Origin of the sequence: Promicromonospora soli (assembly GCF_014653785.1) — a bacterium.
In the GTDB taxonomy this organism is placed as follows: Bacteria; Actinomycetota; Actinomycetes; order Actinomycetales; family Cellulomonadaceae; genus Promicromonospora; species Promicromonospora soli.
In genome coordinates this window covers 500,704-527,156 of sequence record NZ_BNAS01000002.1, presented here as the reverse complement: position 1 = coordinate 527,156, position 26,453 = coordinate 500,704, and the positions used below count along the sequence as shown (strand labels likewise).

The 26,453-nt window shown below is 72.6% G+C and carries 21 protein-coding genes; 12 read left to right on the top strand and 9 right to left on the bottom strand.

What is annotated here, in order from left to right:
- Nucleotides 1–11: 11 nt before the first annotated feature.
- The 5 genes from IE250_RS08160 (at nt 12) to IE250_RS08140 (ending at nt 6,948) form a co-directional block, all read left to right on the top strand.
- Nucleotides 12–1,709, top strand: coding sequence for an outer membrane protein assembly factor BamB family protein (locus IE250_RS08160; protein WP_189668761.1), 1,698 nt, complete (start codon nt 12–14; stop codon nt 1,707–1,709).
- A 44-nt stretch (nt 1,710–1,753) separates the two neighbouring features.
- Nucleotides 1,754–3,421, top strand: a complete 1,668-nt coding sequence (locus IE250_RS08155) for an outer membrane protein assembly factor BamB family protein (RefSeq protein WP_189668760.1) — start codon at nt 1,754–1,756, stop codon at nt 3,419–3,421.
- Nucleotides 3,422–3,496: 75 nt separating this feature from the next.
- Entirely contained in the window at nt 3,497–5,152 is a 1,656-nt protein-coding gene (locus IE250_RS08150; protein ID WP_189668759.1) for an outer membrane protein assembly factor BamB family protein, read from the top strand.
- Between the two features lie 103 nt (nt 5,153–5,255).
- The gene (locus IE250_RS08145; RefSeq protein WP_189668758.1) at nt 5,256–6,041 is read left to right on the top strand and encodes a deoxyribonuclease IV; all 786 of its coding nucleotides are present in this window, start codon (nt 5,256–5,258) and stop codon (nt 6,039–6,041) included.
- A gap of 43 nt (nt 6,042–6,084) precedes the next feature.
- Nucleotides 6,085–6,948 (top strand): NAD-dependent epimerase/dehydratase family protein, encoded by an 864-nt coding sequence (locus IE250_RS08140; protein ID WP_189668757.1) that lies wholly within the window; start codon nt 6,085–6,087, stop codon nt 6,946–6,948.
- A gap of 76 nt (nt 6,949–7,024) precedes the next feature.
- Here IE250_RS08140 and IE250_RS08135 read toward each other — a convergent pair whose 3' ends face one another.
- Nucleotides 7,025–7,900 (bottom strand): DNA/RNA non-specific endonuclease, encoded by an 876-nt coding sequence (locus IE250_RS08135; RefSeq protein WP_189668756.1) that lies wholly within the window; start codon nt 7,898–7,900, stop codon nt 7,025–7,027.
- A gap of 95 nt (nt 7,901–7,995) precedes the next feature.
- Between IE250_RS08135 and IE250_RS08130 the strand changes: the two genes are divergently transcribed.
- Complete coding sequence (locus tag IE250_RS08130; RefSeq protein WP_189668755.1) at nt 7,996–10,683, top strand: phosphoenolpyruvate carboxylase; 2,688 nt, start codon at nt 7,996–7,998, stop codon at nt 10,681–10,683.
- A gap of 188 nt (nt 10,684–10,871) precedes the next feature.
- Nucleotides 10,872–11,654, top strand: a complete 783-nt coding sequence (locus IE250_RS08125; RefSeq protein ID WP_189668754.1) for a sirohydrochlorin chelatase — start codon at nt 10,872–10,874, stop codon at nt 11,652–11,654.
- A 44-nt stretch (nt 11,655–11,698) separates the two neighbouring features.
- Here IE250_RS08125 and IE250_RS08120 read toward each other — a convergent pair whose 3' ends face one another.
- Nucleotides 11,699–12,631 (bottom strand): 5'-3' exonuclease, encoded by a 933-nt coding sequence (locus IE250_RS08120; RefSeq protein ID WP_189668753.1) that lies wholly within the window; start codon nt 12,629–12,631, stop codon nt 11,699–11,701.
- Between the two features lie 158 nt (nt 12,632–12,789).
- Here IE250_RS08120 and IE250_RS08115 point away from each other — a divergent pair, with 158 nt between their 5' ends.
- Nucleotides 12,790–13,188: a hypothetical protein gene (locus IE250_RS08115; RefSeq protein ID WP_189668752.1), complete on the top strand. Its 399-nt coding sequence runs from the start codon at nt 12,790–12,792 to the stop codon at nt 13,186–13,188.
- Nucleotides 13,189–13,212: 24 nt separating this feature from the next.
- Here IE250_RS08115 and IE250_RS08110 read toward each other — a convergent pair whose 3' ends face one another.
- From IE250_RS08110 to IE250_RS08080, 7 genes are all read right to left on the bottom strand, one after another.
- Nucleotides 13,213–13,608, bottom strand: a complete 396-nt coding sequence (locus IE250_RS08110; protein ID WP_189668751.1) for a fluoride efflux transporter FluC — start codon at nt 13,606–13,608, stop codon at nt 13,213–13,215.
- Nucleotides 13,609–13,612: 4 nt separating this feature from the next.
- On the bottom strand, nt 13,613–14,080 hold the full coding sequence (locus IE250_RS08105) for a fluoride efflux transporter FluC (RefSeq protein WP_189668750.1): 468 nt from the start codon (nt 14,078–14,080) through the stop codon (nt 13,613–13,615).
- 50 nt (nt 14,081–14,130) lie between these two features.
- Nucleotides 14,131–14,592, bottom strand: coding sequence for a universal stress protein (locus IE250_RS08100; RefSeq protein WP_189668749.1), 462 nt, complete (start codon nt 14,590–14,592; stop codon nt 14,131–14,133).
- A gap of 24 nt (nt 14,593–14,616) precedes the next feature.
- Nucleotides 14,617–15,636, bottom strand: coding sequence for a sigma-70 family RNA polymerase sigma factor (locus IE250_RS08095; protein ID WP_189668748.1), 1,020 nt, complete (start codon nt 15,634–15,636; stop codon nt 14,617–14,619).
- Nucleotides 15,637–15,708: 72 nt separating this feature from the next.
- Complete coding sequence (locus tag IE250_RS08090) at nt 15,709–17,904, bottom strand: SpoIIE family protein phosphatase (protein ID WP_189668747.1); 2,196 nt, start codon at nt 17,902–17,904, stop codon at nt 15,709–15,711.
- A gap of 90 nt (nt 17,905–17,994) precedes the next feature.
- Nucleotides 17,995–21,030 (bottom strand): helix-turn-helix transcriptional regulator, encoded by a 3,036-nt coding sequence (locus IE250_RS08085; protein ID WP_229872263.1) that lies wholly within the window; start codon nt 21,028–21,030, stop codon nt 17,995–17,997.
- A gap of 65 nt (nt 21,031–21,095) precedes the next feature.
- Nucleotides 21,096–21,326, bottom strand: a complete 231-nt coding sequence (locus tag IE250_RS08080; RefSeq protein WP_189668745.1) for a hypothetical protein — start codon at nt 21,324–21,326, stop codon at nt 21,096–21,098.
- Nucleotides 21,327–21,631: 305 nt separating this feature from the next.
- Here IE250_RS08080 and IE250_RS08075 point away from each other — a divergent pair, with 305 nt between their 5' ends.
- The 4 genes from IE250_RS08075 (at nt 21,632) to IE250_RS08060 (ending at nt 26,398) form a co-directional block, all read left to right on the top strand.
- A complete protein-coding gene (locus tag IE250_RS08075; protein ID WP_229872262.1) occupies nt 21,632–22,339 on the top strand; it encodes a hypothetical protein in 708 nt (235 codons plus the stop codon).
- A gap of 170 nt (nt 22,340–22,509) precedes the next feature.
- The gene (locus IE250_RS08070; RefSeq protein WP_189668744.1) at nt 22,510–22,881 is read left to right on the top strand and encodes a YciI family protein; all 372 of its coding nucleotides are present in this window, start codon (nt 22,510–22,512) and stop codon (nt 22,879–22,881) included.
- Nucleotides 22,869–24,125, top strand: a complete 1,257-nt coding sequence (locus IE250_RS08065) for an RNA polymerase sigma factor (protein ID WP_189668743.1) — start codon at nt 22,869–22,871, stop codon at nt 24,123–24,125. Before IE250_RS08070 ends, IE250_RS08065 begins: the two co-directional genes overlap by 13 nt.
- Before the next feature lie 341 nt (nt 24,126–24,466).
- The gene (locus IE250_RS08060) at nt 24,467–26,398 is read left to right on the top strand and encodes a penicillin-binding transpeptidase domain-containing protein (RefSeq protein ID WP_229872261.1); all 1,932 of its coding nucleotides are present in this window, start codon (nt 24,467–24,469) and stop codon (nt 26,396–26,398) included.
- Nucleotides 26,399–26,453: the final 55 nt, after the last annotated feature.

Sequence of the window (26,453 nt, the reverse complement as noted above, 5' to 3'; positions counted from 1 at the left end):
CGCTCAGCCGCATGGCGCGCGACCCGGACGAGGGTGAGGCGTTCGTCTTCGATCTGGTCGACGACGACGCCGTCGGCCTCGATGTGCCGACACGCCCGGACGGCGCGGACGGCGCGTACGGCCGGGCCGGCGCTGACGGCGACGAGGCCTGGTCGGGCGAGCCGCCGGTCCCGGCCCGCCCGGGCTGGACGTGGCGAGGTGCCGCGCCGGTGGCGGCGGTCCTCGCGATAGTGCTCGGCACCGGGCTCGCGGTCGACGGCGCCCGCGACGGCGCGCGGATGGAGCGGATGCGTGACGTCCCCGGGGGCGTGACGGACCTGGCCTCGCCGCTGGATCAGGTCTGGGCCTGGAGCGGTGCGGTCGACGTCGGCGAGGGCACCACCGATGTCGCGGTGCTCGGCGACGAGCTGGTGTTCGAGTCCAAGGGTGAGCTGGTCGCGCTGGACCCTGCCACGGGCGAGGAGACCTGGACCATCCCGCTCGGCGAGGACCCGGAGTGCGGGCCGGTGGTCTCACCGGTGTGGGAGGACCCGAGGACGCCGTCGCTGGTGTGCCTGGAGGGGCGCGGCGCAAGCCGCGCGGCGATGGTGGTCGGGCCCGGCGGCGCGGCGTCGGCGCCGCGGGTGCTCGACGCCGCGGAATCGCGGGAGCACGGGTCGCCCCACACCGGGCCGGACGGAACGGTGCTGCGCGCGATGCGCGTGGGGCCCGTGTCGGCGGTGGACCGCGACACCCGGTGCAACGGGGCGGGAGAGTGCACCGGGATCATCCGGACCGGGCGGGATCTGGTCCTCCGCGCGGAGGACGCGGTCACGGGCGAGGTGCGCTGGAGCGTGACGATACCGTTCCGGGCGACGCCGGCTTTGCAGTGCACCACCACGTACGGCGCGGAGTGGGGCGGCTCGGAGAACCGGGTGGATCTCAACGGGCAGCTCGCCCCCGACGCCTTCGGCGCCCGGGTCTGGGCCGACCTCATCAACCTGCAGGGCTGCGGCGTCCAGTCGGCTGTCACACCCGACGGCGTGCTCCTCGGCGCCGCGTTCCCGCCGGGCCTGAGCTTCGTGGACGGGCTCGGTTCGGGCGGGTACCTGGGCACGACCTGGAGCGACGTGCCGCGAACCACCCTGTACGACGACGCCGGCGACGTGGTCGGCGAGATCAGCGGGTACGTGATCCCCGCGCGGTCCACGGACGAGGCGGGTGCGGCCACGCTGATCGCCATCGACGAACCCAGACGGCGGATGACAGCCCACGAGGCGGACGGGACCGTGCGCTGGGACATCACGCTCCAGTCGGGCGGGCAGGAGTTCCTCGCCCAGGTGGGCGAGACGGTGGTGATCACGAGCGGGGCCGGGACCGTGCGCGGCCTGGACCTGGCCACGGGCGAGGACAAGTGGCTCTGGGACGGCTCCGGCGCCGAGTCGGGCTCGGACGGCGGCTACTTCGGGAGCGCCAACGTGGCGCAGGCGTTCACCGACGGCGAGCTCGTGCTGCTGCTGAACGTGGTGGAGAGCGGCGGAGCCCGCGGCATGGTGGTGCTCGACGCCGGCTCGGGCGAGGTGGTCTGGCACCAGGCCGGTGGCGGGGCGACCACCGCGTTCGACCCGCGCAACGGCGACGTGGTCGAACGGGGCGTTTCGGGCGACCTGGTGGCGGTGGACGGCAACCTGCTGGAGGTCACCTCGACCGGCGTCCGCGGTCTCGGATGAGGTTTCGGATGTAACCCTGACCTCCCCGGCATACCCTCGACCGCATGGCACGCGACCCGGTCGAGGGCGGTGCGTTCGTCTTCGACCTGGTCGACGACGGCACGGCCGGTCCCGAGGCACAGCTCACCCGCACCGGTGCTGATGGCGGGGAAGATCCGGACGGTGACGAACTCGGGAGCGGCGAGCCGCCGACGTCGGGCGGGCCGGGTGGGAAGCTGCGAACGATCGCGCCCGTCGCGGCGCTCCTCGCCGTCGCCCTCGGCACCGGACTGGCGGTCGACGGCGTGCGGGACGACGCGCGGATGGAACGGATGCGCGACGTCCGCGGGGGTGTCGCAGACGTCTCCTCCCCGCTGAAGGAAACGTGGAAGTGGGAGGGCCTCGTCGGTTCCCGCGAGGCCATCGACGAGGGGCGGCGGAACGAGGTGGCCGTGCTCGGCGACATGCTCGTGTTCCGGTCCGAGGGCGAGCTGATCGCCCTGAACCCGGCTACTGGCGACGAGGCGTGGACCGTACCCCTGGGCGAGGACCCCGACTGCGGACCGTTCGGTGCCGCCGGGTGGGAGAACGTGGCGACGTCGGCCCTGGTGTGTCTCCAGGGCGCCGGCGCCGACCGCGAGGTCACGGTGGTCGGGCCCGGGGGCGTGGTCCGGGCCCCGCGGGCGCTCGACTCTGCCGACACGCGGAAATTTGGGGAACCCCGGTCCGGGCCAGGCGGGACGGTGCTGCGTGCGAAGCGGGACGGATCGGCGGTGGACGTCGGGGACGCGGTGTGCAACGACATGGGTGAGTGCACCGGGACCGTCGAGGCGGGCCAGGGCCTGGTGCTCCGCGCCGAGGATGCGGTCACGGGCGAGGAGCGCTGGAGCGTGACTGTCCCGTTCCGGTCTACGCGCGCCGACCAGTGCAACAACTGGCTCGGCACGTCCTGGGACGGCTCGGACAACTGGGTGGACTTCGAGCAGATGCTCGACCCCGGCGCCTTCGGTGCGCGGATCGCGGCCGATCTGGTGCAGCTGTACGGCTGCGGGATCGAGGCCGCCGTGACCGCGGACGGGGTGCCGCTCGGCACGACGATCGAGCCCGGGATGGGCGGCGTGACCAGCCTCGCCGGGGGCGGGTTCACCGAGTCCACCTTCGAGGGCACGGCGGGGACCGTCCTGTACGCCGCCGACGGTGACCGTGTCGGCGAGATAGCAGGCCATGCGCTGGAACCTGGTGTGACGGACGGGTCGGGGCCGGCCACGTTCCTGGTGGCGTCCGGGCCGCGCCTGCGGGCCTACGAGACGGACACGACGCTGCGCTGGGAGGTGGTCCAGACGCCGGCGGCGGACACCCAGCTCTTCCTCGCTCAGGTGGACGGGACGGCGGTGGTCATGACGGGCTCCGGGACGGTGCACGGGCTGGACGTCGCCACCGGCGACGAGCGGTGGGTGTGGGACAGCTCGGCCGACGCCGACGGTACGCACCTCGAGGACCTGTACGTGTCCCGGACCTTCACCGACGGGCAGTCCGTCCTCCTCCTCACCGAGAACGGCTCCGGCCGCGCAGGGCTGGTGTCGCTCGATGTGGACTCGGGCGAGGTGGTCTGGGAGCAGCACGCGCAGGAGGCCGTCACCGACGCCACGGCCCAGGAGTTCGACAAGTCGCTGATCGCCGTGGACGGCAACCTGCTGGAGGTCACGCCCGCCGGCGTCCGCGGGCTGGGGTGAGTGAGTGGGCCGGGCCGAATGAGCGGCCGCGCCTCTTGGGTGTGACTGGGACCTGCCAGGCATACTCTCGGCCCCATGGCAACTGATCCGGGCGGGGGCGATGCGTTCGTCTTCGACCTGGTCGACGATGCGGGCGACCCGGACGCGCCCGTCGCCCCGCCGCGTCCCGGCGGCACGGAAGTCCCGGACGAGAACGACTCAGCGGCGAGCCGGCCGCCGGTGTCCGGCCTGGGCCGCGGACTACGTACGCTCGGGCCGGTCGCAGCGGTGCTGGCGATCGCGCTCGGGACGGGGTTCGTCGTCGACGGCGTGCGGGACAACGCCCGGATGGAGCGGATACGCGACGTCCGCGGGGGTGTCGTGGACGTGTCCACGCCCATGCGGCAGACGTGGGCTTGGGAGGGCGAGGTCGGTTCCCTCGGGGCCTTCGCGGACCGAAGCCGGACCAAGGTGGCCGCCCTCGGCGACCTGCTCGTCTTCGAGTCCGACGGCGAGCTGGTCGCACTGGACCCGGCATCCGGCGAGGAGGCTTGGACCGTCCCGCTCGGCGTGGACCCGGACTGCGGGCCGACCGGTTACCCGGGGGCATCCGAGATAGCGGCGTCGGCCCTGGTATGCCTGCAGGGTTCTGGCGCGAGCCGTGCAGTCATCACCGTGGGGCCCGACGGTGTGGCCTCGGCCCCTCGGGTGCTCGAAGCCGGGGACGCGGGGCGGTACGGGAGCCCCCGCCCCGGGCCGGACGCGACCGTGCTGCGCGCCAAGCGAGTCGGGCCCCGGACACCTGTGGACCTGGGCACCGCCGAGTGCACCGACATGGGATGCACCCTGACGATCGAGGGCGGCCGGGACCTGCTCCTGCGTGCCGAGGACGCGGTAACGGGCGAGGTGCGCTGGAGCGTGACCGTTCCGTTCCGGGCGATGGCGGCCGAGGCCTGCTGGGTCGGGCTCGGCGTGCTCTGGGACGGGTCGAGGACCACCGACCAGCTCGACCCCGATGCGTTCGGCGCGCAGATCGAGGCGGATCTCGTCGACGTGCGGGGCTGCGGCCTCCGCGCTGCAGTCACCTCGGACGGTGTGGTGCTCACCAGGGACGGTGAGCCGGGGTCGAGCTCGGTGTTCAGCCTCGACACAGGCGGGTATGTCGCGCAGACGATCGTCCGCGCGTCCGACGGCACGATGAACAGCCTGCTGTTCTCCCCCGACGGTGACGTCGTCGGCGAGATCGCCGGGCGGGTGAGCCGTCCGCAGACCACGGACGAGCCCGATGCGGCGACGCTCCTCGCAGCCGACCGGTCCGGGCAGCACCTGCTGTCCTATTCGGCTGACGGGACACGGCGCTGGGAAGCCGCGATAGAGGCCGGAAGCCCGCAGTTCCTCGCCCAGGTCGCCGGGATGGCAGTGGCCTTCACGGTCTGGGACGGGAGGGTCCACGGACTGGACCTCGCCACTGGCGACCTGCGGTGGGCGTGGGATCCCGCCGAGGGCGTGGACGACTGGCGCTACGGCAACGCGTACGTGTCCCAGGCCTTCAGCGACGGGCAGTCCGTGCTCCTCGTGCTGCGGGGCGAGTCCCGTGGGTCCGGGCTGGTGTCGCTCGACGCCGCGTCGGGCGCGCTGGTCTGGGACGGGACCGCGGCCGGCGTCGTCAGCCAGAGTCAGGCCGCCCGGCTGGTCGCGGTGGACGGCAACCTGCTGGAGGTCACCCCGGTCGGCATCCGCGGGATCGGTTGACGTCGTCGGCCGTCGTCGGCCGTCGCACGTCGTCGGCCGTCGTCGGCCGCCGCAGGCAGCCGCCCCGCCGTCGCGTGTCGGTGAGCCGTTCTAGGGTGGGGCCATGGTGAAGATCGGCGCACACGTGGACCTGACCGACGCGATCGGCGCGGCGAAGACGCTCGGCGCGGACACGGTGCAGGTGTTCCTCAGCGACCCGCAGGCGTGGAAGGTCCCGGACCTTCCGTACGAGGGCGGTGCGGAGGCGCTCCGCGCCGACGCCGCGGCGGCCGGCCTGGACCTCTACGTGCACGCGCCGTACGTGATCAACGTGGCGTCGACCAACAACCGGATCCGTATCCCGAGCCGCAAGCTGCTGCAGCAGATCATGGACGGCGCCGGCGCGATCGGCGCCAAGGGCGTGGTGGTGCACGGCGGGCATGTCACCGCGAACGACGAGCCGGCCAAGGGGTTCGACAACTGGCGCAAGGCCATCGACGCCCTCGAGACCGACGTCCCGGTGCTCATCGAGAACACAGCGGGCGGCGACTACTCCATGTCCCGCCGCCTGGAGCGGATCGAGCAGCTGTGGGCGGCGATCGCCACGGCCAACGGCGGGGACAACGTCGGGTTCACCCTCGACACGTGCCACGCCTGGGCCAGCGGGTTCGACCTCGCGACGGCCGTCGACCAGGTTCGCGCAATCACGGGCCGCATCGACCTGGTGCATGCGAACGACTCGCGCGACCCCGCAGGGTCGGGCGCGGACCGGCACACCCACTTCGGCGAGGGCACCATTCCCGAGGAGCTGTTGGTAGGTGTGATCGCGGCGGCGGACGCCCCCGTCATCTGCGAGACCAAGGGCGACATGGCCCCGGACATCGCCTGGCTGCGCGAACGCCTGGGCTGACCCCATCCGCTGCTTGTCGAGACCAACTGGCAGGATCGGACGCATGGCAACGAAGCAGCGGGTAGTGGTGACGGGTGCGAGCGGGAAGCTCGGCCAGTTCGTGGTGGAGCACCTGGCGGACTCGGGCTACGACGTGGTCTCGACCGACCGTGTGGCGCCCCCGGCCGGCAGCCCGGGCCGCTTCACCGTCGCGGACCTGACGGACCTCGGCCAGGTGATCGAGCTGCTGTCCGGCGTGGACGAGGGGCGGGCGGCCGACGCCGTCGTGCACCTGTCCGCGATCCCCGCACCTGGTCTGGCGACCAACGCCGCGACCTTCCGCAACAACGTGCCCAGCACGTACAACGTGCTGCGGGCCGCCCAGGTCGTGGGCATCCGGAACGTCGTGACGGCGTCGTCCGAGACGGTGCTCGGCCTGCCGTTCGACGTGCCGCCGCCGTACCTGCCGGTGGACGAGGAGTACGACGTGCTGCCGCAGTCCACCTACTCGCTCGGCAAGTCGCTCGAGGAGGAGATGGGCAAGCACTTCACGCGATGGGACCCCGAGCTGAAGGTCGCGGCGCTGCGCTTCTCCAACGTGATGCGGCCGAGCGACTACGCCGCCTTCCCGTCCTGGCAGGACGACGCCACGGCTCGGCGCTGGAACCTGTGGGGCTACATCGACGGACGGGACGGCGCGCAGGCCGTGCGCCGAGCCCTGGAGGCGGACTTCACGGGGTTCGAGGCGTTCGTGATCGCAAACGAGGACACGGTGATGGAGCGGGAGTCGGCAGATCTCGCGGCCGAGGTGTTCCCCGATGTGCCGGTCAAGCGCCCGCTGCAGGGCCGGGAGACGCTCCTGAGCATCGACAAGGCCCGCCGCATCCTCGGCTACGCGCCACAGCACCACTGGCAGGACAACCTCTGACCCGTTGGTTGTGGGCGGGATCGTTGCGCCTAAAACGGGCGTGTAGTCGCAACGATCGCGCCCGCAACAAAGAGGGCTAGCTCGGCGGGAGGGGGAGGGCTATCTGGTCGGGGGTCCGGATCTCCGACCAGGCCCGCGCCCGCGGGAGCCGGTGGATGGTGATGTCAGTCGGCCGGCTGCCCGACGGCGTCGGTGGCGGCTCCGCGAGCACGTCCGACCCGGGCAGGGGGCCAAGGCCCAGGCGGGTCAGCGCCGCGACGTCGGACACCGGAACCTGGTAGGTCCGGAACGGGCCCAGTGGCGGGATGTCGTCCCTGGCCAGAGCCTGGGCAGTGATCTCCTGGAGGCGCGCGTCGTCGAGCTGCGGGGTCTGGTCCAGCACGAAACCGGTCGCCTGCAGCACATCGCCCGGGCCTACCCACGCGACGACCTTCCAGAACAGGCGCGGGATGCGGACGCCCCGGTAGGGCGGGTCGTCGGCCGCGAAGACGGGCCCGGTCTGGACAGCCAGGCGGTGGTCGTGGGCGGCCGCGTACTTGAGCACGTGGTCCTCCAGCCCGTTCCAGAGCTCCTTCGACTGGTTGAACCTGTTCACCTGCGGCGCGGCATTCGTATAGGTGAACGTGTCGTGGTTGGCCCGGGCAGCGGTCTCGGCGTCGCCCCACACGGGATCGAGGCGACGCACGAGGTGACCGCGGTCGAGCGGGTTGCCGGAGTACAGCTCGCTACCCGACTGTTCGCCGGTGGGGACACGGCCGTCCAGCCGCCACCGGCCGGAGCGGCGCAGGGCCAGGAGCGTGGCGCCGTCGACGGTGCAGGCCGTGGCCGCGGCGAGCCGGCGGTCCGGGTCGAGCAGGACGGAGAAATGTGTGTAGTCGAGCACACGAACCTCGACGGGGGAGACCGGGAGCGGGACGGTGAAACCGAGGAACTCTGTGTCATAGCCGGTCACAGGGAGACAGCCAACCAGAGTCGGACAGGTCATGACCAGACCAACAACCGGACGCGATGAACGGGTATTGGCAATCTGGTCCTAGGCTCTAGCCCGTGAGTGAATCAACTCAGACCGTCCGCGGAAACGCCCGGCACGAGGTACCTGACCCGCTGCGCGAGGACGTGCGCCTGCTCGGCGGCCTTCTCGGCAGGATCCTCCGCGAGGACGGGGGCCAGGATCTGCTGGACGACGTCGAACGTCTCCGCGAGCTGACGATCCGTGCCTACGGCGACCCGTCGTCCCACGCGCTGGACGAGGCCGCGGACGTGGTGGCGTCCTTCTCCGTCGGCCGTGCCGAACAGGTCGCCCGCGCCTTCACCTGCTACTTCCACCTGGCGAACCTCGCCGAGGAGTACCACCGCGTGCGCGTGCTGCGCTCTCGGGAGGCCCAGACCCGGACCGGTCCGGCCGTCCTGGAGGACACCATCCCGGCGGCGTTCGCGCGGCTCACCGAGGAGGTAGGGCGGGACGAAGCACTGCGCCGGCTCGGCGAGCTGGAGTTCCGGCCGGTGCTCACGGCGCACCCGACCGAGGCTCGCCGCCGGGCAATCAGCGGGACCATCCGCCGCATCTCGGACCTCGTCGCCGAGCGGGACGCGCGCCGCCTCGGCGGCGTGACCCTCGCCGAGAACGAGCGGCGCATCCTCGCCGAGATCGACACCTTGTGGCGCACCGCGCCCGTGCGGACCAGCAAGCCGTCGGTGCTCGACGAGGTCAAGACGGTCATGGGCGTGTTCGACGCCGTCCTCGTGGACGTCTTCGGCGACGTGTACCGGCGGCTCGACGACTGGCTCCTCGCCGACGACGCCGGCCGCGACACCCCCGTCGCGAAGCCGTTCGTGAAGCTCGGTACCTGGATCGGCGGCGACCGCGACGGCAACCCGAACGTCACTGCCGAGGTCACGCGCCAGGCCGCGACCCTGGCGGCGGACCACGCCCTCGCGGCGCTGGAGCGCCTCACGGTCGAGACCGGGCGCAAGCTGACGCTGGACGCCGACGGCACCCCTCCGTCGACAGACCTCAATGCGCTGTGGCAGCGCATACGGCAGATGTCCGAAGAGGCGGCCCTCCGGGCCCAGGGGGCATCGCCGAACGAGCCGCACCGTGCAGTCATGCTCGCGCTCGCGGAGCGGATCGCCGCGACGCGCTCGCGCGACGCCGACCTCGCCTACGCGAACGCTGAACAGTTCGAGGCGGACCTGCTCGTGGTGCAGGACTCGCTGGTGGCGGCCGGCGCGGCGCGTGCCGCGTACGGCGACCTGCAGCGCCTGGTCTGGCAGGTGCAGACCTTCGGGTTCCACCTGGCCGAGCTCGAGGTGCGCCAGCACTCGCAGGTGCACGCCGCGGCGCTCGACGAGATCCGCGAGCTCGGGGTCAGCGGTGCGCTCAGCGACCGCACCCGCGAGGTGCTCGACACCTACCGTGCCCTCGGCGCCATCCAGCGCCGGTTCGGCGAGCGGGCCGCGCGCCGCTACATCGTGTCTTTCACGCAGGCGCCGGAACACCTCGCCGCCGTGTACGAGCTGGCCTCCTACGCCTTCGCGGACGACCCCGAGGCCGGGCCCGTGATCGACGCGATCCCGCTGTTCGAGACCTTTGCGGACCTGCAGAACTCCGTGCCGATCCTGGACGCGATGCTGACTCTGCCCGCCGTGCAGAAGCGGCTGGACGAGAACGGCCGGCGCGTCGAGGTGATGCTCGGCTACTCGGACTCGTCCAAGGACGTCGGCCCCGTGGCCGCGACGCTCGCCCTCCACGACGCGCAGTCGCGCATCGCGGGGTGGGCGCGCGACAACGACCTGAAGCTCACCCTCTTCCACGGTCGTGGCGGAGCGCTCGGCCGGGGCGGCGGCCCCGCCAACCGGGCCGTGCTCGCCCAGCCGCCGCACTCGGTGGACGGCCGGTTCAAGCTGACCGAGCAGGGCGAGGTCATCCTCGCCCGATACGGCGACCCGGTCATCGCGTCGCGGCACATCGAGCAGGTGGCCGCGGCGACGCTGCTCGCGTCCGCGCCGTCGGTCGAGGCCATCAACGAGAACGCGACCGCGAAGTTCGCCCCGCTCGCCGAGGCCCTCGACGCGACGTCCCGTGCACGGTTCCACGAGCTCGTGAAGGCCGACGGCTTCCCGCAGTGGTTCGCGCAGGTCACGCCCCTGGAAGAGGTGGGCCTGCTGCCCATCGGGTCGCGCCCCGCCAAGCGCGGCCTCTCGGTGAACTCGCTCGACGACCTGCGCGCGATCCCCTGGGTCTTCTCCTGGTCGCAGGCTCGCATCAACCTCGCCGGCTGGTACGGCCTGGGCACGGCGCTCGCCGCGTGCGGCGACGTCGAGCTGCTGCGGGCGGCGCGCGCCGAGTGGCCGCTGTTCGCGACCCTGCTCGACAACGTCGAGATGTCGCTCGCCAAGACCGACGAGCGGATCGCCGCGCAGTACCTCGCCCTGGGTTCGCGCGATGACCTCGCGGCGATGGTGCTCGACGAGCTGCGCCTCACTCGCGAGTGGGTGCTGAAGATCAGCGGCAACGAGTGGCCGCTGGCCTCCAAGCGGGTGCTCGGCCGCGCCGTGCAGCTGCGGTCGCCCTACGTCGACGCCCTGTCGCTGCTGCAGGTCCGCGCCCTGCGCGGCCTGCGCACCGGGTCCGACGGCGGCTCCGCGGTGGACGGTGACTACGCCGGCCGGCTGCAGCACCTGCTGCTGCTGACGGTCAACGGTGTCTCGGCGGGCCTGCAGAACACGGGGTGACCCGGGCGGGCCGGCGGCGCGGGCGGCTGGTTGCGCGGGCCTGCCAGCGAGTTCGGTCGGTTGCACCGAGATCGGTCCATCAACGGACCGATCTCGGTGCAACCGACCGAACTCAGAGATGCCGCAGTGCAATTGACCGACCTGGGGCACCATTCGAGGGACTATCCGGTGGACCGATGGGAGAGACGATGAGCGCGGTACTGGTCGGGACGTCCCATGGGACCGACGATCCTGCAGGTCAGGCCGCCGTGCGCGCCCTGCTCGACGGCGTCCGCGCGGCCCGGCCGGGGCTCGACGTGCGCGAGGCGTTCGTGGACGTGCAGAAGCCGGAGGTCGGCGAGGTCCTGGCCGGGGCGGTGCGCGACGCGGGCGCCGCCGTCGTCGTGCCGCTGCTCCTGTCGACGGGGTACCACGTGCGGCATGACATCGCGCAGGCCGTCGCCGCGGTCAACGCGTCCGACGGCGGCGTGGCGGTCGCTGCCGAGCCGCTCGGGCCGCACCCCCTGCTCGTCGACATCCTGGCCGACCGGTACGCCGCGGCCGAGGCGGCGCACGGCCCGTTCAAGTCCGACGACGCCGTGGTGCTCGCCGCCGCCGGATCCTCGGTGGCGGCTGCTGCGACAGCCGTCGAGGAGGTGACGAGCGCCCTGGCCCAGCGACTGGGACGCTTCGTGACGCCGTCGTACGGGGCGGGCGCGGAACCGCGCGTACCCGCCGCGGTGGCCGCGGCGCGGGCTGCCGGCGGGGCGGCTGGTGCTCCGGGAGCCGCTGGTTCATCGGGAGCTCCCGGCGCCGCACGCGTGATCGTCGTGTCCTACCTGCTCGCACCCGGGTACTTCCTGGACCGTGTGCTGGAGGCGGGCGCCGACGTCGTGACCGACCCGGTCGCCGGCCCGGCGGCCGCCGAAAAGGCCGACCCGCGCCTGGTGCAGGTAGTCCTGGACCGCTACGACGCGGCGATCAGCTCCTGACGCACCTCGCCTTCAGTGGCCGGCACGTCTGACACGTAGGGAAATCAGGCCCAGCCGAACGCCGTCCGCACCCGCTCCACGCTGGACTTCAGGCCCCACTGCGCAGTCAGTGCCTCCAGCGCGTCGGGGTCTGCGGGCGCCGTGGGGATCGTCGGATCGAATGCGGGCAGCGGCACGTCCCGTGCCACCTGCACGACGATGGGTGCGACCTGCAGATAGGCGTCGGACTCCAGCAGACGGTGACGCAGCGTCGAGGTCAGGCCCTTGTCGCCGGCGTCCCGGGCCGCGAGGATCCCGGCCAGCGTGCCGTACTGGGCGAGCAGCTTCGCCGCCGTCTTCTCGCCGATGCCGGGCACGCCCGGCAGGCCGTCGCTGGGGTCGCCCCGGAGCGTCGCCATGTCCGCGTAGGCCTGCCCCGACGCGACGCCGTACTTCTCGGCCAGCCGCTCCTCGTTCACCACGTCGGGGTCGCGGATGCCGCGCGCGGGGTACAGCACCCGGACGCCGGCGGCGTCGTCGACCAGCTGGAACAGGTCGCGGTCGCCCGTGACGATGTCCACCGGTCCCGCGTCCTGCTCGACAGCGCGGGTGGTCAGGGTTCCGATGACGTCGTCGGCCTCGTAGCCGGGCACACCCACGCGCGCGATGCCGAGTGCCGCCAGCAGGTCCACGATGACCGGAACCTGGGCGAGCAGCGTCTCGGGTACCTCTTCGATGCCCGTGGTGCCTGGCACCTCCTGCGCGACGCGGTGCGCCTTGTAGCTCGGGATGGCCTCGACGCGGAAGGCGGGGCGCCAGTCGTCGTCCCAGCACGCGACCATGCGGTCGGGACCATGGGTCGTGACAAGCCAGGCGATGGTGTCCAGCAGGCCGCGGACGGCGTTCACCGGCATGCCGTCGGGCGCGCGCAGCGAGTCGGGCACTCCGAAAAATGCGCGGAAGTACAGCGAGGCGGAGTCGAGGAGCATGAGGCTCATGCAGCGAAGCCTGCCACGGCCCACCGACACGCGTGCTGTCGCGGACCGAGAGCCGCACATCGCCAGGCGTACGGCGGCGGGTACGGCGTGCGATTGCGCCTGGGGCCCGGAATGAGGTGTGGGCGTAAGGTCCGGACATGGCAAGCAGACAACAGCAGGTGAACGAGGTCATCGAGGGCCTCGGCCTGGGCATGGCGGCCGTCGGTGAAACGCGCGTCGCCTCCGCGCAGGCCGATCTCGAGCGTGCGCTGAGCCACGCGTGGTCGCACTGGGAACACACGAGCGACTACCCGTCCATCGAGCGAGCGCAGAGGCCGGAGAGCGAGCTCTGGGCAGGGATCAGGGAGTCGAACCGGCGGACAAATGCGGCCGTCGTCTGGAAGGAAGGCGGCGGTCATTTCATCGTCGACATCGCGTTGTCAAACCGTACGCCCGAGGAAGCGGCCCGCTTTGTGGGCGATCGGCCGCTCGGCGAGTGGACGTCGCTGGCCTCGCTGTTCCTCGGCTGGTTCGAGATCGACGAGGCCGACGAGGCCGACGAGGCCGACGTGGGGTAGAGCGGCTCGAGCGGCCCATCCCGGTCAGCCGAACACCCCGCCCACCGCTATGCCGAGCCCTGCGGCCGCGACCGTCAGTCCGAGCGTGCCCAGGGCGTTCGCCAGCGCGAGGCGCATCCGGCCGGACTGGGCCAGGCGGATCGACTCCACAGTGGCTGTGGAAAACGTGGTGAACCCGCCGCACAGGCCGGTCGTCAGGGCGAACCGAAGCATGCGGGCGTCTTCCGCGGCCACGCCGTAGTGCGTCAGCGTGAAGAACAGCGTCGAGAACACCCCGATGAGGAACGAGCCCACGACGTTCACGACGAACGTCCCCCACGGGAACCCACCGGAGTGTCGGGCGCGGATCTCGCCGTCGACCATGAACCGGGCGGCGGCGCCCACGCCACCGCCGACGGCCACCACGAGGAGCTCGATCATCCCGTTACCTGCCCTTCCGACGTCGGGCGGCGCGCGCCGCGATCGCGATCCCGCCGAGGCACGCCGCCGTGCCGCCGGCGAGAGACAGGACCACGTACAGCAGGGCAAGCCAGCCGAGCCCATCGGCCAGCAGCTGCTGGGTCTCCAGCGCCAGGGTCGAGTAGGTAGTGAAGCCGCCGATCACGCCGGTCCCGATCCCGATGCGGATCTTGCGGCGTCGTACGGTCTCGCGGCCGCGGCGGGCGAGCGCCTCCAGGAGGTATCCCAGGGCGAGCGCGCCGACCACATTGACCACGAGCGTCCCGATCGGGAACCAGAGCACCGTGTCGGCCGTGCTCGGGAACAGGACGGTCAGCGGCGTCAGGAGCGCCCCCGCCCACCCGCCCAGCAGGTACCGGCCAAGCGAGCCGGCGGCTCCGCCGAGCGCGACGAGTCCGACGTACCGCCAGTCTCGGTGCGGTGCTCGGGTCACGCGGCGTGCCCCCTCGTGGACGCTCGACAGGTCTTGGAAGAACCTATCGCTCACGAGGCCGACGTCGTCTCCGGGAGGACCAGCACGGGGCGCGGCTGGTTGTGGATGAGCCGTCCGGCGACGGTCCCGCCCACGAGGTTCGTCGCCCAGCCGCGCAGGCCGGGCTGCCGGGTGCCGACGACGATCATCGCGGCCCCCATCTCGTCGGCCACGCGAGCCAGCTCGGTCGCGGGGTCGCCGGCGCCGCGCAGGGCGGTCCACGGCAGGCCGACGTCGGCCATCGCCCGGTTCAGCCCCGCCAGGACGTCGGCCCCGTACGCGTCGGAGGACACGGCAATGTCCGGATCCACCGACACGGTGAATCCCCGCGAGTCCGAGACTGCCGTCTCGTCGACCCACACGCATACGAGCTCGATCAGGCTTCCACCCAGGGACTGGACGAGCGACGCTGCTCGCCGAGCCAGTTCCGGGTGCTTGTGGTCAACGCCGACCACCACGGATCGCACAGTCACCCTTGTGAGGGTATTGCCAAATGCTCAGTCGATGTGGTCCGGCAGGCCGAACCGGGGGAACCACTTCTCGGTGTCGATGAAGGTGGTGATGCCGGTGATGTGCCGGCCGTCGTTCTCCAGCACCACGATGCCCCACGGGAAGTGGCCCCCCTTCGGGTCGGGGCGGTACTGCGCGAACCCCGGGGTGCCGTTGACATGGATCGGCACACAGCGCGATCCCTCGCAGCCGTTGCCCGGACCGGTCATCCAGGCCTGGATGTTCTCGATGCCCTCCAGCCACATCGAGTACGGCGGCATGTTCATCACCGCGTCCTCGCGGAGCAGGTTGGCCAGCGCGGTCATGTCGTACCGCTCGAACGCCGCGACGTACCGCTCCAGCAGCTCGGACTCGTCGGCCGACGCCGGCTCGGCCGACTCCGAGGTACCGGACCGGTCCGGCGCCTTGTCGGCGAGCGTGGCCCGCGCCCGCTGCAGCGCGCTGTTCACCGAGGCCACCGAGGTGTCGAGCAGCGTGGCGACCTCCGTCGCGGGCCAGCGCAGCACCTCGCGCAGGATGAGCACCGCGCGCTGCTTGGCCGGCAGGTGCTGCAGCGCGGCGACGAACGCGAGCCGCACGGACTCCCGTGCGACGGCGGTGTCCGCTGGGTCGCCCGCACCCGGGAGCACGTGCTCGGTGGGTACCGGCTCGACCCATGCGTACTCGGGCAGCACTGCCGCGAGGCTCTCCTCGACCGGGTCGGCCGCAGCGCCGAGGCCCATGGGGCGCTCGCGCTTGGCGCGGCTGGACCCGAGCTGGTCGAAGCACACGTTGGTGGCGATCCGGTACAGCCAGGTGCGCAGTGAGGAGCGGCCCTCGAACCGCTCGTACGAGCGCCACGCGCGCAGGAGGGTCTCCTGGACCGCGTCGTCGGCGTCGAACGTGCCGCCCAGCAGGCGGTAGCAGTATCCGGTGAGCTCCCGGCGGTACACCTCGAGCTGCGCGGAGAGCTCGTCCCCGGTGCGGGCCTCACCGGTGCTCTGCTTGGGTGACGCTGTCTGTGCCATAGCTCACACCGTACGCGGCACCACTGACACCCTCCTGGCGGATTCGATCCTGACCGAAGTCGCCGGCGAAGTTCACCCGAGGTCGAGCTCGAACCAGACTGTCTTGCCCGTCCGCCGGTCCTCGCGCGGCCCGCCCTGCATGTGGCTCGGACCTGCCCCACCGTGCCGGTCCACGCCCCACCGGGAGGCCAGCCGCTCGAGGAACTGCACGCCGCGCCCGCCGAACTCGGTGACCGTCGGGTCGCGCAGCTCGGGCTGCACGGTCGACGAGTCCCGCACCCCGACCCGAAGCCGGTCCATGTCCACCTCGACGGTGGCCGTGAACGGCGCCTGCCCGTGGTCGACGGCGTTGGTCAGCACCTCCGACGTCAGCAGCATCACCGTGCGGCGCAAGGGCATCGGCACGCCGCAGCTCTCCAGAACGTCGTCGACCCAGATGCGGGCCGGGCCGACGTCGCACAGCGACGGGGCCAGCTTGCGCTCCGCCGTGGCGGGGCGCCCGGGCGACGGCGGGCCCGACGGGGCCGCGGCCCGCACGCGGACGGCGAGCACGGCGACGTCGTCGCGCTGGTCGTCCGAGGCGAGGCGGCGCACAAGGGTGACAGGAAGCGCGGCGGTCGCCGTCTCGCCGAGCGCGCCGAGCGTCATCTGCAGGCGGTTCAACCACTCGTCGGGGGTGGTGCCGCGCTGCTCGGCGAGCCCGTCCGTGTAGAGCAGGAGGGTGTCGCCGGGGTGCAGCGTGGTGACGTGGTCGGTTCGCTTCGCCGTCGGCCGCACGCCCAGCATCATGTCGGGCAGCACCGCCAGGCGCTCCACGGTGCCGTCCTCGCGGAGCACGAGGGGCGGCGGGTGGCCGGCGGTGGACCAGATGAGCTGGTAGGCCCCGGCGACGCGTTCCAGCCGGGCCACCACGGCGGTCCCGCTGGCCAGCAGCCCTAGGCCCGAGTTGGCCTTGTCGAGCAGCGACAACAGGGCCGACGGCGACTCGTCGTGGCTCCACGCGAAAGCGCGCAGCAGGGACCTGAGCTGGCCCATCTTCGCCGCAGCGCGCATGTCGTGGCCGGTCACGTCGCCGATCATGAACATGGTCGCGTCGTCGTCCACAGCCACGGCGTCGTACCAGTCGCCGCCGATCTGGTCGGAGCGCGTGGCCGGCGCATAGGTCGCCGCCATGTCGAGGTGCGGCACCTCGGGCAGGCGGCTGAGCATCGCCCGCTGCAGCGTCTTCGCGGACTCGCGGCGCTCCTCCAGGAGCCGGGCGCGTTCCAGGGCGTGGCCGGTGTAGTGGGCGAGGCCGGTCTGGAGCGCGTACGAGTCCTTGTCCGGCCCCCGGTCGCGATCCCAGGCCAGCGCGATGACGGCGACCACGGCGCCGGCCGTCACGACGGGAAGGAATGCCCGGGCGCCGACCTCCGGGTCGCAGAGATCCTTGACCGCGGGGTACGCCGAGAACATCTCGTCGCTGGTCCGGAAGAACAGGGGACGGCCGGTACGGGCCGCCTCGGCCAGGGGACGCTCGTCCTCCAGCTTGGCCTGCCGCAGCCGCTGCGGGAACTGCGGTTCGGCGTGGACGAGGGACCGGTAGGTGATGCCCCGCCCGTCGGCGTCGGTCACGGCGAACGCGCAGTACCGCGCGCCGATCCCGGCGGTGGCGACCTCGATGATCACCTCTTCGACCTGGTCCATCGTGTTCGCGTTCGCGAACGCCTCGCTGAGGGAGAGCAGGAACCGGCTGCGGCGGTTCGCCCTGACCGCCGTCTCCTGGATGCGGCGCGCGCGCTCCCGCTCGGCGCGCAGGCGCAGCTCGGCGGTACAGGCGGCGGCGAGGTCGGCGAGGGAGGCCAGGTCGTCGTCCGACCACTCGCGTGGCTCGTCCACCACGGCGCACAGCGCCCCGACGGCACGTCCACGCATGTCGAAGACGGGGTAGCCGGCGAGCGCGACCAGGCCCATCTCGCGGACGAGATAGTTGTCGTGCAGCAAGGGATCCACGCGGGCGTCCGACGTCACGACCGGCTCACCGCGCGTCGCGATGACGCTCGTGAGCTTGCCCGGGTACTGCAGCAGGCGGTTCGACTGCATGGGCTCCGGCACCCCGGACGCGCCGGCGAGGACCTGCCCGTCGCGAACCACGAAGTAGACGACGGCGGCCGGCACCTGCAGGTGGCGCCGAACCAGACGGGCAAACCGGTCAAAGGCCTCGTCCGCAGTGGGAGCGCCGAGACCGACGTGCTCGAGGTCTCGCAACGCCTGGAGGTCCGTCGGCATCTACTCAGTATTGCGAGAGAACTCGGTGGGCGCGATAGATGTACCGGATGTGTCCCTTTTGCGTCGGGCAGGTAGCCTGCCGTGTTCTGGTCACACTTCGAGCAGCCCACGCTGGTGCGCGAGGCTCACCGCTTCGGCGCGCCCCGAGGCGCCGAGCTTGGCCAGCAGGTTGGACACGTGGACGCTCACCGTCTTTGTCGAGATGAACAGCCGCTCGCCGATCTGCCGGTTCGACAGCCCCTGCGCGACCAGGCCGAGCACCTCCTCCTCCCGCTCGGTGAGGGTCGACGCCGTCGCGCGGCGTACCCCAGGCAGGTCGAGCCGCGCACGCCGGGCCAGCGCACGGACGGCGTCGGCCAGGGGCCTCGCGCCCATGTCCTCCGCCTCCGAGAGCGCCTCGGCGGCCTCGACCTCCGCCGCTTCGCGCTCGCCGGCGCCGAGCAGGGCTTCGGCCCAGCGGTAGCGCGAGCGCGCCACCTCGTAGCGATACCCGAAGTCGAACGCGTTCACCGTGTCCTGCCAGCTGGCGGCGGCCTCCCGCCACAGCTCGCCGGACACGGACTCGCCGCCCTCGGAGTAGGCGCCTGCCGCTCCCGGGGCGTGGCCCACCACCGCGTGCAGGCGGGCGTTCTCCGCGGCGGCCCGCTGCAGCCAGGCCTGCCCCTCAGGCCCGAGCACGCCGCCGCGTGGACGTCCCCGCTGGGCCGTCTCCCGGGCGGTCGCCAGGAGCGAGTCGCCGCGGTCCAGCCGCTCGGCCGCGCGGGCCACGACAGCGGTAGCTGCGGCCGAGCCGGGGGCGCCGGCGCGTCCGGCGGACCGGTCCGCCTCCGCGGCGTCGGCCAGCGCGGCGATCGCGAGCGAGGACAGCCAGATCCGGGCGAGAAACAGCTCGGACCACACCTCGCCGAGGTGGGTCGTGATCCGCTCCGCCAGTGCCGCAGCGTCGTCGTACCGCCCGGCCCAGGTGAGGGCATCGACGAGGCAGCCGCCGCCGAGGAGCGCGATCATGCCGTCGCTCCGCCAGTGGTCGAACAGGGCCTCGCCGCGGGCAATCACGTCGTCGTCGCCGCGGGCGACCGCCGCGTACATCCGGCTCGCGTCCATGACCTGCTTGGACGTCGCGGGGACGCCCTCGGTCGGGCGCGGCGTCAGGTCACCGCGGAAGTACAGCATGATCTCCTGCAGGATCCGCAGGTTGACGGTGTACGTGCTCCACGCCAGGCCGAGCTCCTCGGCCCGGGCGAGCGCTTGCCCCACGCGCTGCTCGGCGGGGGCGAGGTCGCCCGCGTAGAAGCGGTTGGCCGCGGCGTTGTAGAGCGCGCGCATCTCCGTGAGCACGTCACCGGCGTCGGCGGCGGCGGTGCGGGCCTCGTCGAGGAGCGCGGCGGCCCGGTCGGGGTCGGCGACGTCGAGCACCGCGAGGGTAGACAGGGCGTCGGCGAGGGCGCCGGACTGGCCGATCTTCCGCGCCTCGTCGATGGCGCACGCGGCGTGCCCGCGCGCGTCGTCGTCCAGGTCGATGATCATCGTGACCCGCGCCAGCAGTGCGTTCGTCCAGATCCGTTCCGGGCTGCGCTCCGGCAGGATCTCGAGCGCGGCCCGCAGCTCCGCCACCGCGGCTTCGAGCCGGCCGGGCACCTCGTCCCAGTCCGGCAGGTCGAGGTACCGGTGCACCAGCACGTGCTGCAGTCCGGCTCGCCGCACGGGGTCGTCGACGCCGTCGACCGCGCGCTGCGTCAGCTTGACCGCGCGCATCGGGTCACCCGCCCTGGCGGCCGCCTCGCCCGCCGAGAGTGCGACGTCAACCCGGTCGCGGCCGATCCGCTCCTCGGCGTCCGGCACGGATTCCCACAGGGCCAGCACCTGCTCCCAGTGCCTCAGCTCCTCCTCCGGGGCGAGCAGCTGGCGCGCCTGCAGGGCGGCGTCCCGGGAAGCGCTCAGCGCCGCGGGCAGATCGTGGCCCTCGAAGGCGTGGTGGGCGCGTTCGGCGGCGCTGCCGATCGGCATGCCGTCAGGCCCGTCCTGCTCGATCACCGCGAGGTAGGCACGGTGTACCGCTGACCGTTCGCCCGGCAGGAGGTCGGCATAGAGAGCCTCGGCAAGCAGCGCGTGCCGGAACTCCAGGTGCGCGCCCGACACGACGAGGACCTGCGCGGTGACGGCCTCGCGCAGTGCGGCGTCGACGTCCAGCTTGCCCCAGCGCGCGGCGGCGGCCCGGAGCAGCTCCTCGCGCACCCGGCGGCCGGCGACCGACGCGATGCGCAGCACCTGCTGCACCTCCGGGTCCAGCCGTTCGAGCCGGGTGCGGAGCACCTCGGTGAGCGTCCAGGGCAGGCTGGCCGAGTCCGGGCCTGCGTCCAGGAGCTCCTCCGCGAAGAATGCGTTGCCCTCCGACCGGTCCAGCACCTCGGCGAACCCCGCGGGCGCCAGCGGCCGGCCGGCCAGGGCAGTGGTGAACTCGCGCAGCTCGTCCTCGTTGAAGGGCTGCAGGTCGATCCGCTCGACGTGCTCCAGCCGAGACAGCTCGGCGAGCAGCGGGCGCAGCGGATGACGCCGGTCGACGTCGTCCGACCGGTAGGTCACCACGATCAGGACGTTCTCGGAGCGGGCGCGGGCCGCGAGGAACCGCAGCACGTCGCGCGTCGACGCGTCGGCCCAGTGCGCGTCCTCGATCACCAGCACGAGCGGTCGCTCGGGCACGCCGGAGAGAGCGAGGCTGCGCCCGATGCCCTCGAAGAGCTGGAGCCGCTCGTCGTGGTCGGCATCGCCGGTCCCGCCCGGCTCCAGCAGGCGCCACAGCGCCGGCCGCTCCGCCACGAGCTCGGTAACCCGCGCGGCGGCCTCCGGCCCGGCGGCGCCGGCCTGTAGCTGGGTCAGGGCCTCGGTGAACGGCAGGTACGGGATGCCCACCTGCCCCAGGTCCACACAGTGCACGACGACGGCGCTCGCCCCCGCCTGCTCCGCCGCCTCGGCGACGTGGCTGATCAGACGCGTCTTGCCGACGCCGGCGTCGCCACCGACGAGCGCGAAGCCGGGACGGCCCGCCGAGGCGCGCCCCACTGCCAGCAGGAGAGAGGCGACCTGCTCCTGCCGGGAGACCAGGGGGATCGTCGTGGACCGTCGCACATGCACATCGTGCCACCGGTCACCGACAATCCCCCCGGCCTTTTGCGCTCCTGCCTTCACCTGGATCACGCGAACAGGCCGCGAGCGGGCGTGCTCACCGGGCGCATGCCCGCGATGCCCTTCTTGATCTGCTCGGTGCGGCTCGGCCGCGCCGGCCGCTCCTCCTGGGCCTTCTCGCGACGAGAGATGCGGTCCGTGCGGGCCGACCAGCTCGTCTGCTTGCCACCCCAGGACTTCTTGGCCTGGGTCTGGCGGTACTCGATCTCCGCGTCGAGCGCGGGTCCCCACAGCGACATGATTCCTCCGGATGTCCCCGGCGGGCGGTGTGCCCGTCCGGCTGATGAGGAAGACACTCGTCCTGAGGCGTGGGCCTGCGGATCGGGAGGTCGGGCAGTCCTGAGCGGCGGGGTACCTCAGACCGGCGGCTGAGGTGGGTCTGAGGTGGCCTGAGGTGGCCTCGGACGGCCTGAGGTGGCGCGTGACCCGCCCCGCGAGGGGCAGGGCGGGCGAGATTCAGGCAGTTCACAGCCTCACTATTGCGATCTACGTCACAGGAGACGCACACTGGAACTAGTAGCGGACCCAATTCGGGGGTGGAATCGTGACCGGAACCGAAGCTGGAACGTACGACATCTTGCCCATGCTGGGCCGTGGGAAGCACCGTAACCCCAAGAAGGGCGCGTGCTTCATGGAGCTTGCCTCCTTCCTCGCAGGCGAGAAGTGGAGTGACCACCCCGCCTGTACGCACCCGCTGATCGCGATGCTGGCCCGTGCGGTGAACGACCTGACGGCGGACCACGCACGCCCGCAGCTCGCGCCACTCATCCCGTCGGTCATCGGCCTGACGAGCACCGACCCGCGCTGGGACGTGCGCATCGCGCTGCGCGCCGCACAGACGGCGCTGCCGGTCTCGCCCGCCGACCGTCAGCAGACGCTGGCCGTCGCGATCCTCGGCTCCGAGCGCATGCTCGACGTCCTGGAGGACCGCCCGGCAGGCACGCTCGCGCCCGAGAGCAAGGACGCGCTGGCAGCCGTGCCGAAGACGGCGGCGTGGGCAGAGCGGTTCTGCGCCGGCACCAGCGTGCGGCCCAAGCGGTTCGTGCGCGACGCCGCGCCGAGCGTGGTCTCCACCGCGGTGCAGGGCATCTCGGAGGCCTTCGTGCCCGACGTCGACGCACGCCTTCGTGACCTGCTCGAGGCGACCATCGCCGATGCGCGCCGCTGGGCCGGGAACGCGGAGGACGACGCCCGCACGCTCGACCCGCTGGCGTGGGGCCCGGTTGTGAAGGCGGCGCCGACACCTGCCTGACTCACCCGGCTGAACAGTGACCGGGCCGGGGCGCACCAGGGGGCGCCCCGGCCCGAGCCGCGCCCCGGGCGAGCCCGATTCGTGTCCGACGAGTTGTGCGAACCTGTCGATCGGGCAACCGCGGGATCGTCACCACGGTGTCAGACAGACACCGACCGGAGGACAGAACCATGCGATACACGATCCTGCTGCACTACCCGGAGATGACGCCGGAGGACCTCGGCCCCGGCGGCTGGGAAGAGGGCGAGCGCGAGTTCGACGCCTATGCCACGGCGCTCGACCAGGCCGGGGTGCTCATCTCGGCGGAGGTGCTGCAGCCGTCGTCGTCCACCACTACCGTCACGGTGCGCGACGGCGAGCTGCGCATCCAGGACGGCCCCTTCGCCGAGACGAAGGAGCAGCTGGGCGGCACGTTCGTCGTCGACGTGCCGGACCTCGACGCCGCGCTCGCCTGGGCGCAGAAGGCGCCGTCGGTCCAGTGGGGCGCCGTGGAGGTGCGTCCGTCCGCCACCCACTTCGAGAACGGCGCGTGGACGCGCTGACCGACCCGGCTGACGTGCGGGCCGCCGCGGAGGTGGCGGCACGCACGTCGTACGGCCGCCTGCTGGCCCTGCTCGCGGCCCGCGACGGCGACATCCAGCGCGCCGAGGACGCCCTCGCCGAGGCCTTCGAACGCGCCCTGCGGCACTGGCCCGACGACGGGGTGCCGCAGAACCCCGAGGGCTGGCTGCTCACCGTCGCCCGGAACCGGCTGCGCGACCTGTACCGCTCCACCGCCTACCGCACCTCGGCGCCGCCCGACGCCGGGCCTGAACCCGCCGTCCCGCCCGAGGAACCCGACCCGGACGCGATCGGGGACCGCCGCCTGGAGCTCATGTTCGTCTGCGCCCACCCCGCGATCGAGGCCGGCATCCGCACGCCGCTCATGCTGCAGACCGTGCTCGGCGTCGATGCCCGCGACATCGCGGCGGCGTTCGCCGTACCCGCGCCCACGATGGCGCAGCGCCTGGTCCGGGCCAAGCGCCGCATCCGCGATGCGCGCATCCCGTTCCGCATCCCTGGCCGCGAGGAGGCGCCCGACCGGCTGCCACCCGTGCTGGAGGCGGTGTACGGCGCGTACGCGATCGACTGGCGGGGCGCCGCCCCGGAGGTCCGCGGATCGCTCACCGGCGACGCACTCACCCTCGCCCTGCTGCTGGCGGACCTGCTGCCCGATCGGGAGGTGCTCGGCCTGGCAGCGCTGCTCTGCTTCTCGTTGGCGCGTGCTGGCGCACGCGAGGCCGACGGAGCCTTCGTGCCGCTCGACGAGCAGGACGTCACCCGCTGGGACGCCGCGCTGATCGAGCGCGGCGAGGCGCTGCTGCGCCGCGCCCTCGCCGGGTCCGAGACCGAGCCGGCTGGGCCGCCCGGCCGGTTCCGGCTCGAGGCCGCCATCCAGTCGGTGCACTGCGCGCGGGCACGAACCGGGCGCACCGACTGGCCGGCGCTGGTCACCCTGCACCGGGCGCTGCTCCGCGTCGCCCCCACGCTCGGCGGGTGGGTCGCGCTCGCGGCAGCCGTCGCGCGGGTCGAGGGTGCGGAGGCCGGGCTGGCCGAGCTGGACGAGGTGGCGGCGTCGGACCCGGCGTCGAGCAGGTTCCAGCCGCTGTGGGCCACCCGGGCGCACCTCTTGGCTCAGGCCGGCGCGGGGGACGCCGCCCGCGCCGCCTACGACAAGGCACGCTCGCTCACGACCGACCCCGCCTTGCGGGCGTTCCTGGCGGACCGGGGCGCGGCGAGCGGGTGAAGTCTGTTGCCCCGGTCACGAACCCTGGGCGCCGTCTCTCCTTACCAACGAAGGCTCGCCACGCGCCCCGGGACTGCTGGGGGGATCCGGGACGCGTGGCGGGGCAGGGCGGGGCCGCAGATCCAGGGGGTTCGGCGGCCCCGTCTCATTTCACCCAGGAAATTAACCGTGATGATCATGACCTGCCCCTTAGGCTCCTGGGCATGAGCGGATACCCTTCACCTCACCTGCCGGCGGATGGTCATGCACCCGTCCCGCAACCGCCAGGTGGGTACGCTCCGACGCCGCCGGGAGGCGGGCCGCTGCTTCCTCCCGCTCTGGCGCCCCGGCGGAAGGGCCGCGTGGCGCTGATCGTCGTCGCCCTCGTCGTCCTTCTCCTGGCTGCGGGCGGCGGGGTCTGGTACCTGTTTCGCGAACCGCCCATCCCTGAGCCCGAGCCGGCCGCTGAGGAGCTCGCTGCCGCGCTCCAGGCGGGCAAACCCGCGGACTTTCCGCTCACCATGGAGACGTCGGCGTCGCCCGACGAGCAGTACGCCCAGGTGTTCGAGCAGCTCGTGGCCGCCGTCGGCGAGGACGCCGGGACCGTCACGGTCAAGAGCGTCACGCCGCTGAAGGAGGGCGACGACGGCACGGCTACCGCCACGGCGACGTTCGCCTGGACGTGGCCCGTGGCGGCGAAGACCGCCTGGGAGTACGAGACCGTCGCTCAGCTCACCTACCCCGGTGCGACGGACGGCGAGGCCGGGACCTGGGAGGCCGCGTGGGAGACGGGCTTGCTGGTGCCTGGCCTGGAGCCGGGCGAGCGGCTCGCCGTCGAGCGCACCGAACCGGCGCGCGGCGAGATCGTCACGACGAGCGGCGAGACGCTGGTGGGCCTCACCCCCGTGCACCACGTAGGCATCGACAAGACCCGCCCGGGCTGGGACACCGCAGCGGCGAAGCTCGGGAACGTCTTCGACTTCGACCGGGCCACGACCGACGACATCGCCGCGCGGGTCGAGTCCGCCGGTGCGAAGGCGTTCGTCGAGGTCATCACGATCCGCGAGAACGACCCGGAGTACGACTTCGACGCCGCCATGGCGATCGACGGTGTGGTCGGGATCCCGGACGAGCTGCCGCTCGCGCGGGAGCGCGACTTCGCGGAGCCACTGCTCGGCTCGGTCGGCGAGGCCACGGCGGAGATCGTCGAGGACTCCAAGGGCAAGATCAAGCCGGGCGACACGGTGGGGCTCTCCGGCCTGCAGGCCGCCTACGACGAGCAGCTGCGCGGCGTACCCGGCCTGGCGGTGACCATCGAGCCGACCGAGGGCGGCGAGGGCCGCGAGGCGTTCACCATCGAGAAGAAGGACGGCGAGCCGGTATCGGTCACGCTCGACCTGGAGACGCAGCAGCGCGCCGAGGCTGCGCTGGCAGATATCGACAAGCTGGCGAGCGCGATCGTCGCGATCAAGCCGTCGACCGGCGAGGTGCTCGCGGTGGCGTCGGGGCCGGGCTCCGAGGGGTACAACACGGCGACCCTCGGGCAGTACCCGCCGGGCTCCACGTTCAAGATCGCGACGTCCCTGGCGATGCTCCGCTCCGGGACGACGCCGGACACCACGCTGCCCTGCACCGCGACGATCGACGTCGAGGGCCGCGAGTTCCAGAACGTGCCGGGGTACCCGCAGTCCGCGATGGGCGACGCCGTGCCGTTCCGGACCGTGTTCGCGAACTCGTGCAACACCGCCTTCATCTCGCAGCACAGTGCGATCTCGCAGCAGCAGCTGCACGACGCCGCGGCGTCGCTCGGCCTGGGCGTCGACGCCGAGGCCTTCGGCGCCGCGGCTACGTTCGGCGACGTGCCGGCCGAGGCGGCGGGCACTGAGCATGCGGCGTCGATGATCGGGCAGGGTCAGGTGCTGGCGACCCCGCTCGCGATGGCCACCGTGGCCGCGAGCGTCTCCGCAGGCCACACGGTGTCTCCGTGGCTCGTGGAGCCGTCCGGCGAGGAGGCGGCCGAGACGCCGTCGGGCGACCTGACCGCCGACGAGGCCGCCACGCTGCGCGACCTCATGGGCGGCGTGGTGCGCGAGGGCTCGGCCACGGCGCTGCAGGACGTGCCCGGGATCGTCGGCGCCAAGACGGGCACCGCCCAGTTCGGCGACGGCAACAAGGCACACGTCTGGATGCTCGCTATCGCGGACGACCTGGCGGCGGTCGTGTTCATCGAGGAGGGTGAGCTCGGCTCGACGACGGCGGGCCCGGTGATGCACAAGTTCCTGACGGGGAACTAGGGCCGGCCGGTCCATCCGTGGGTCGGGCTTGTCGAGACCGGTCTCGACAAGCCCG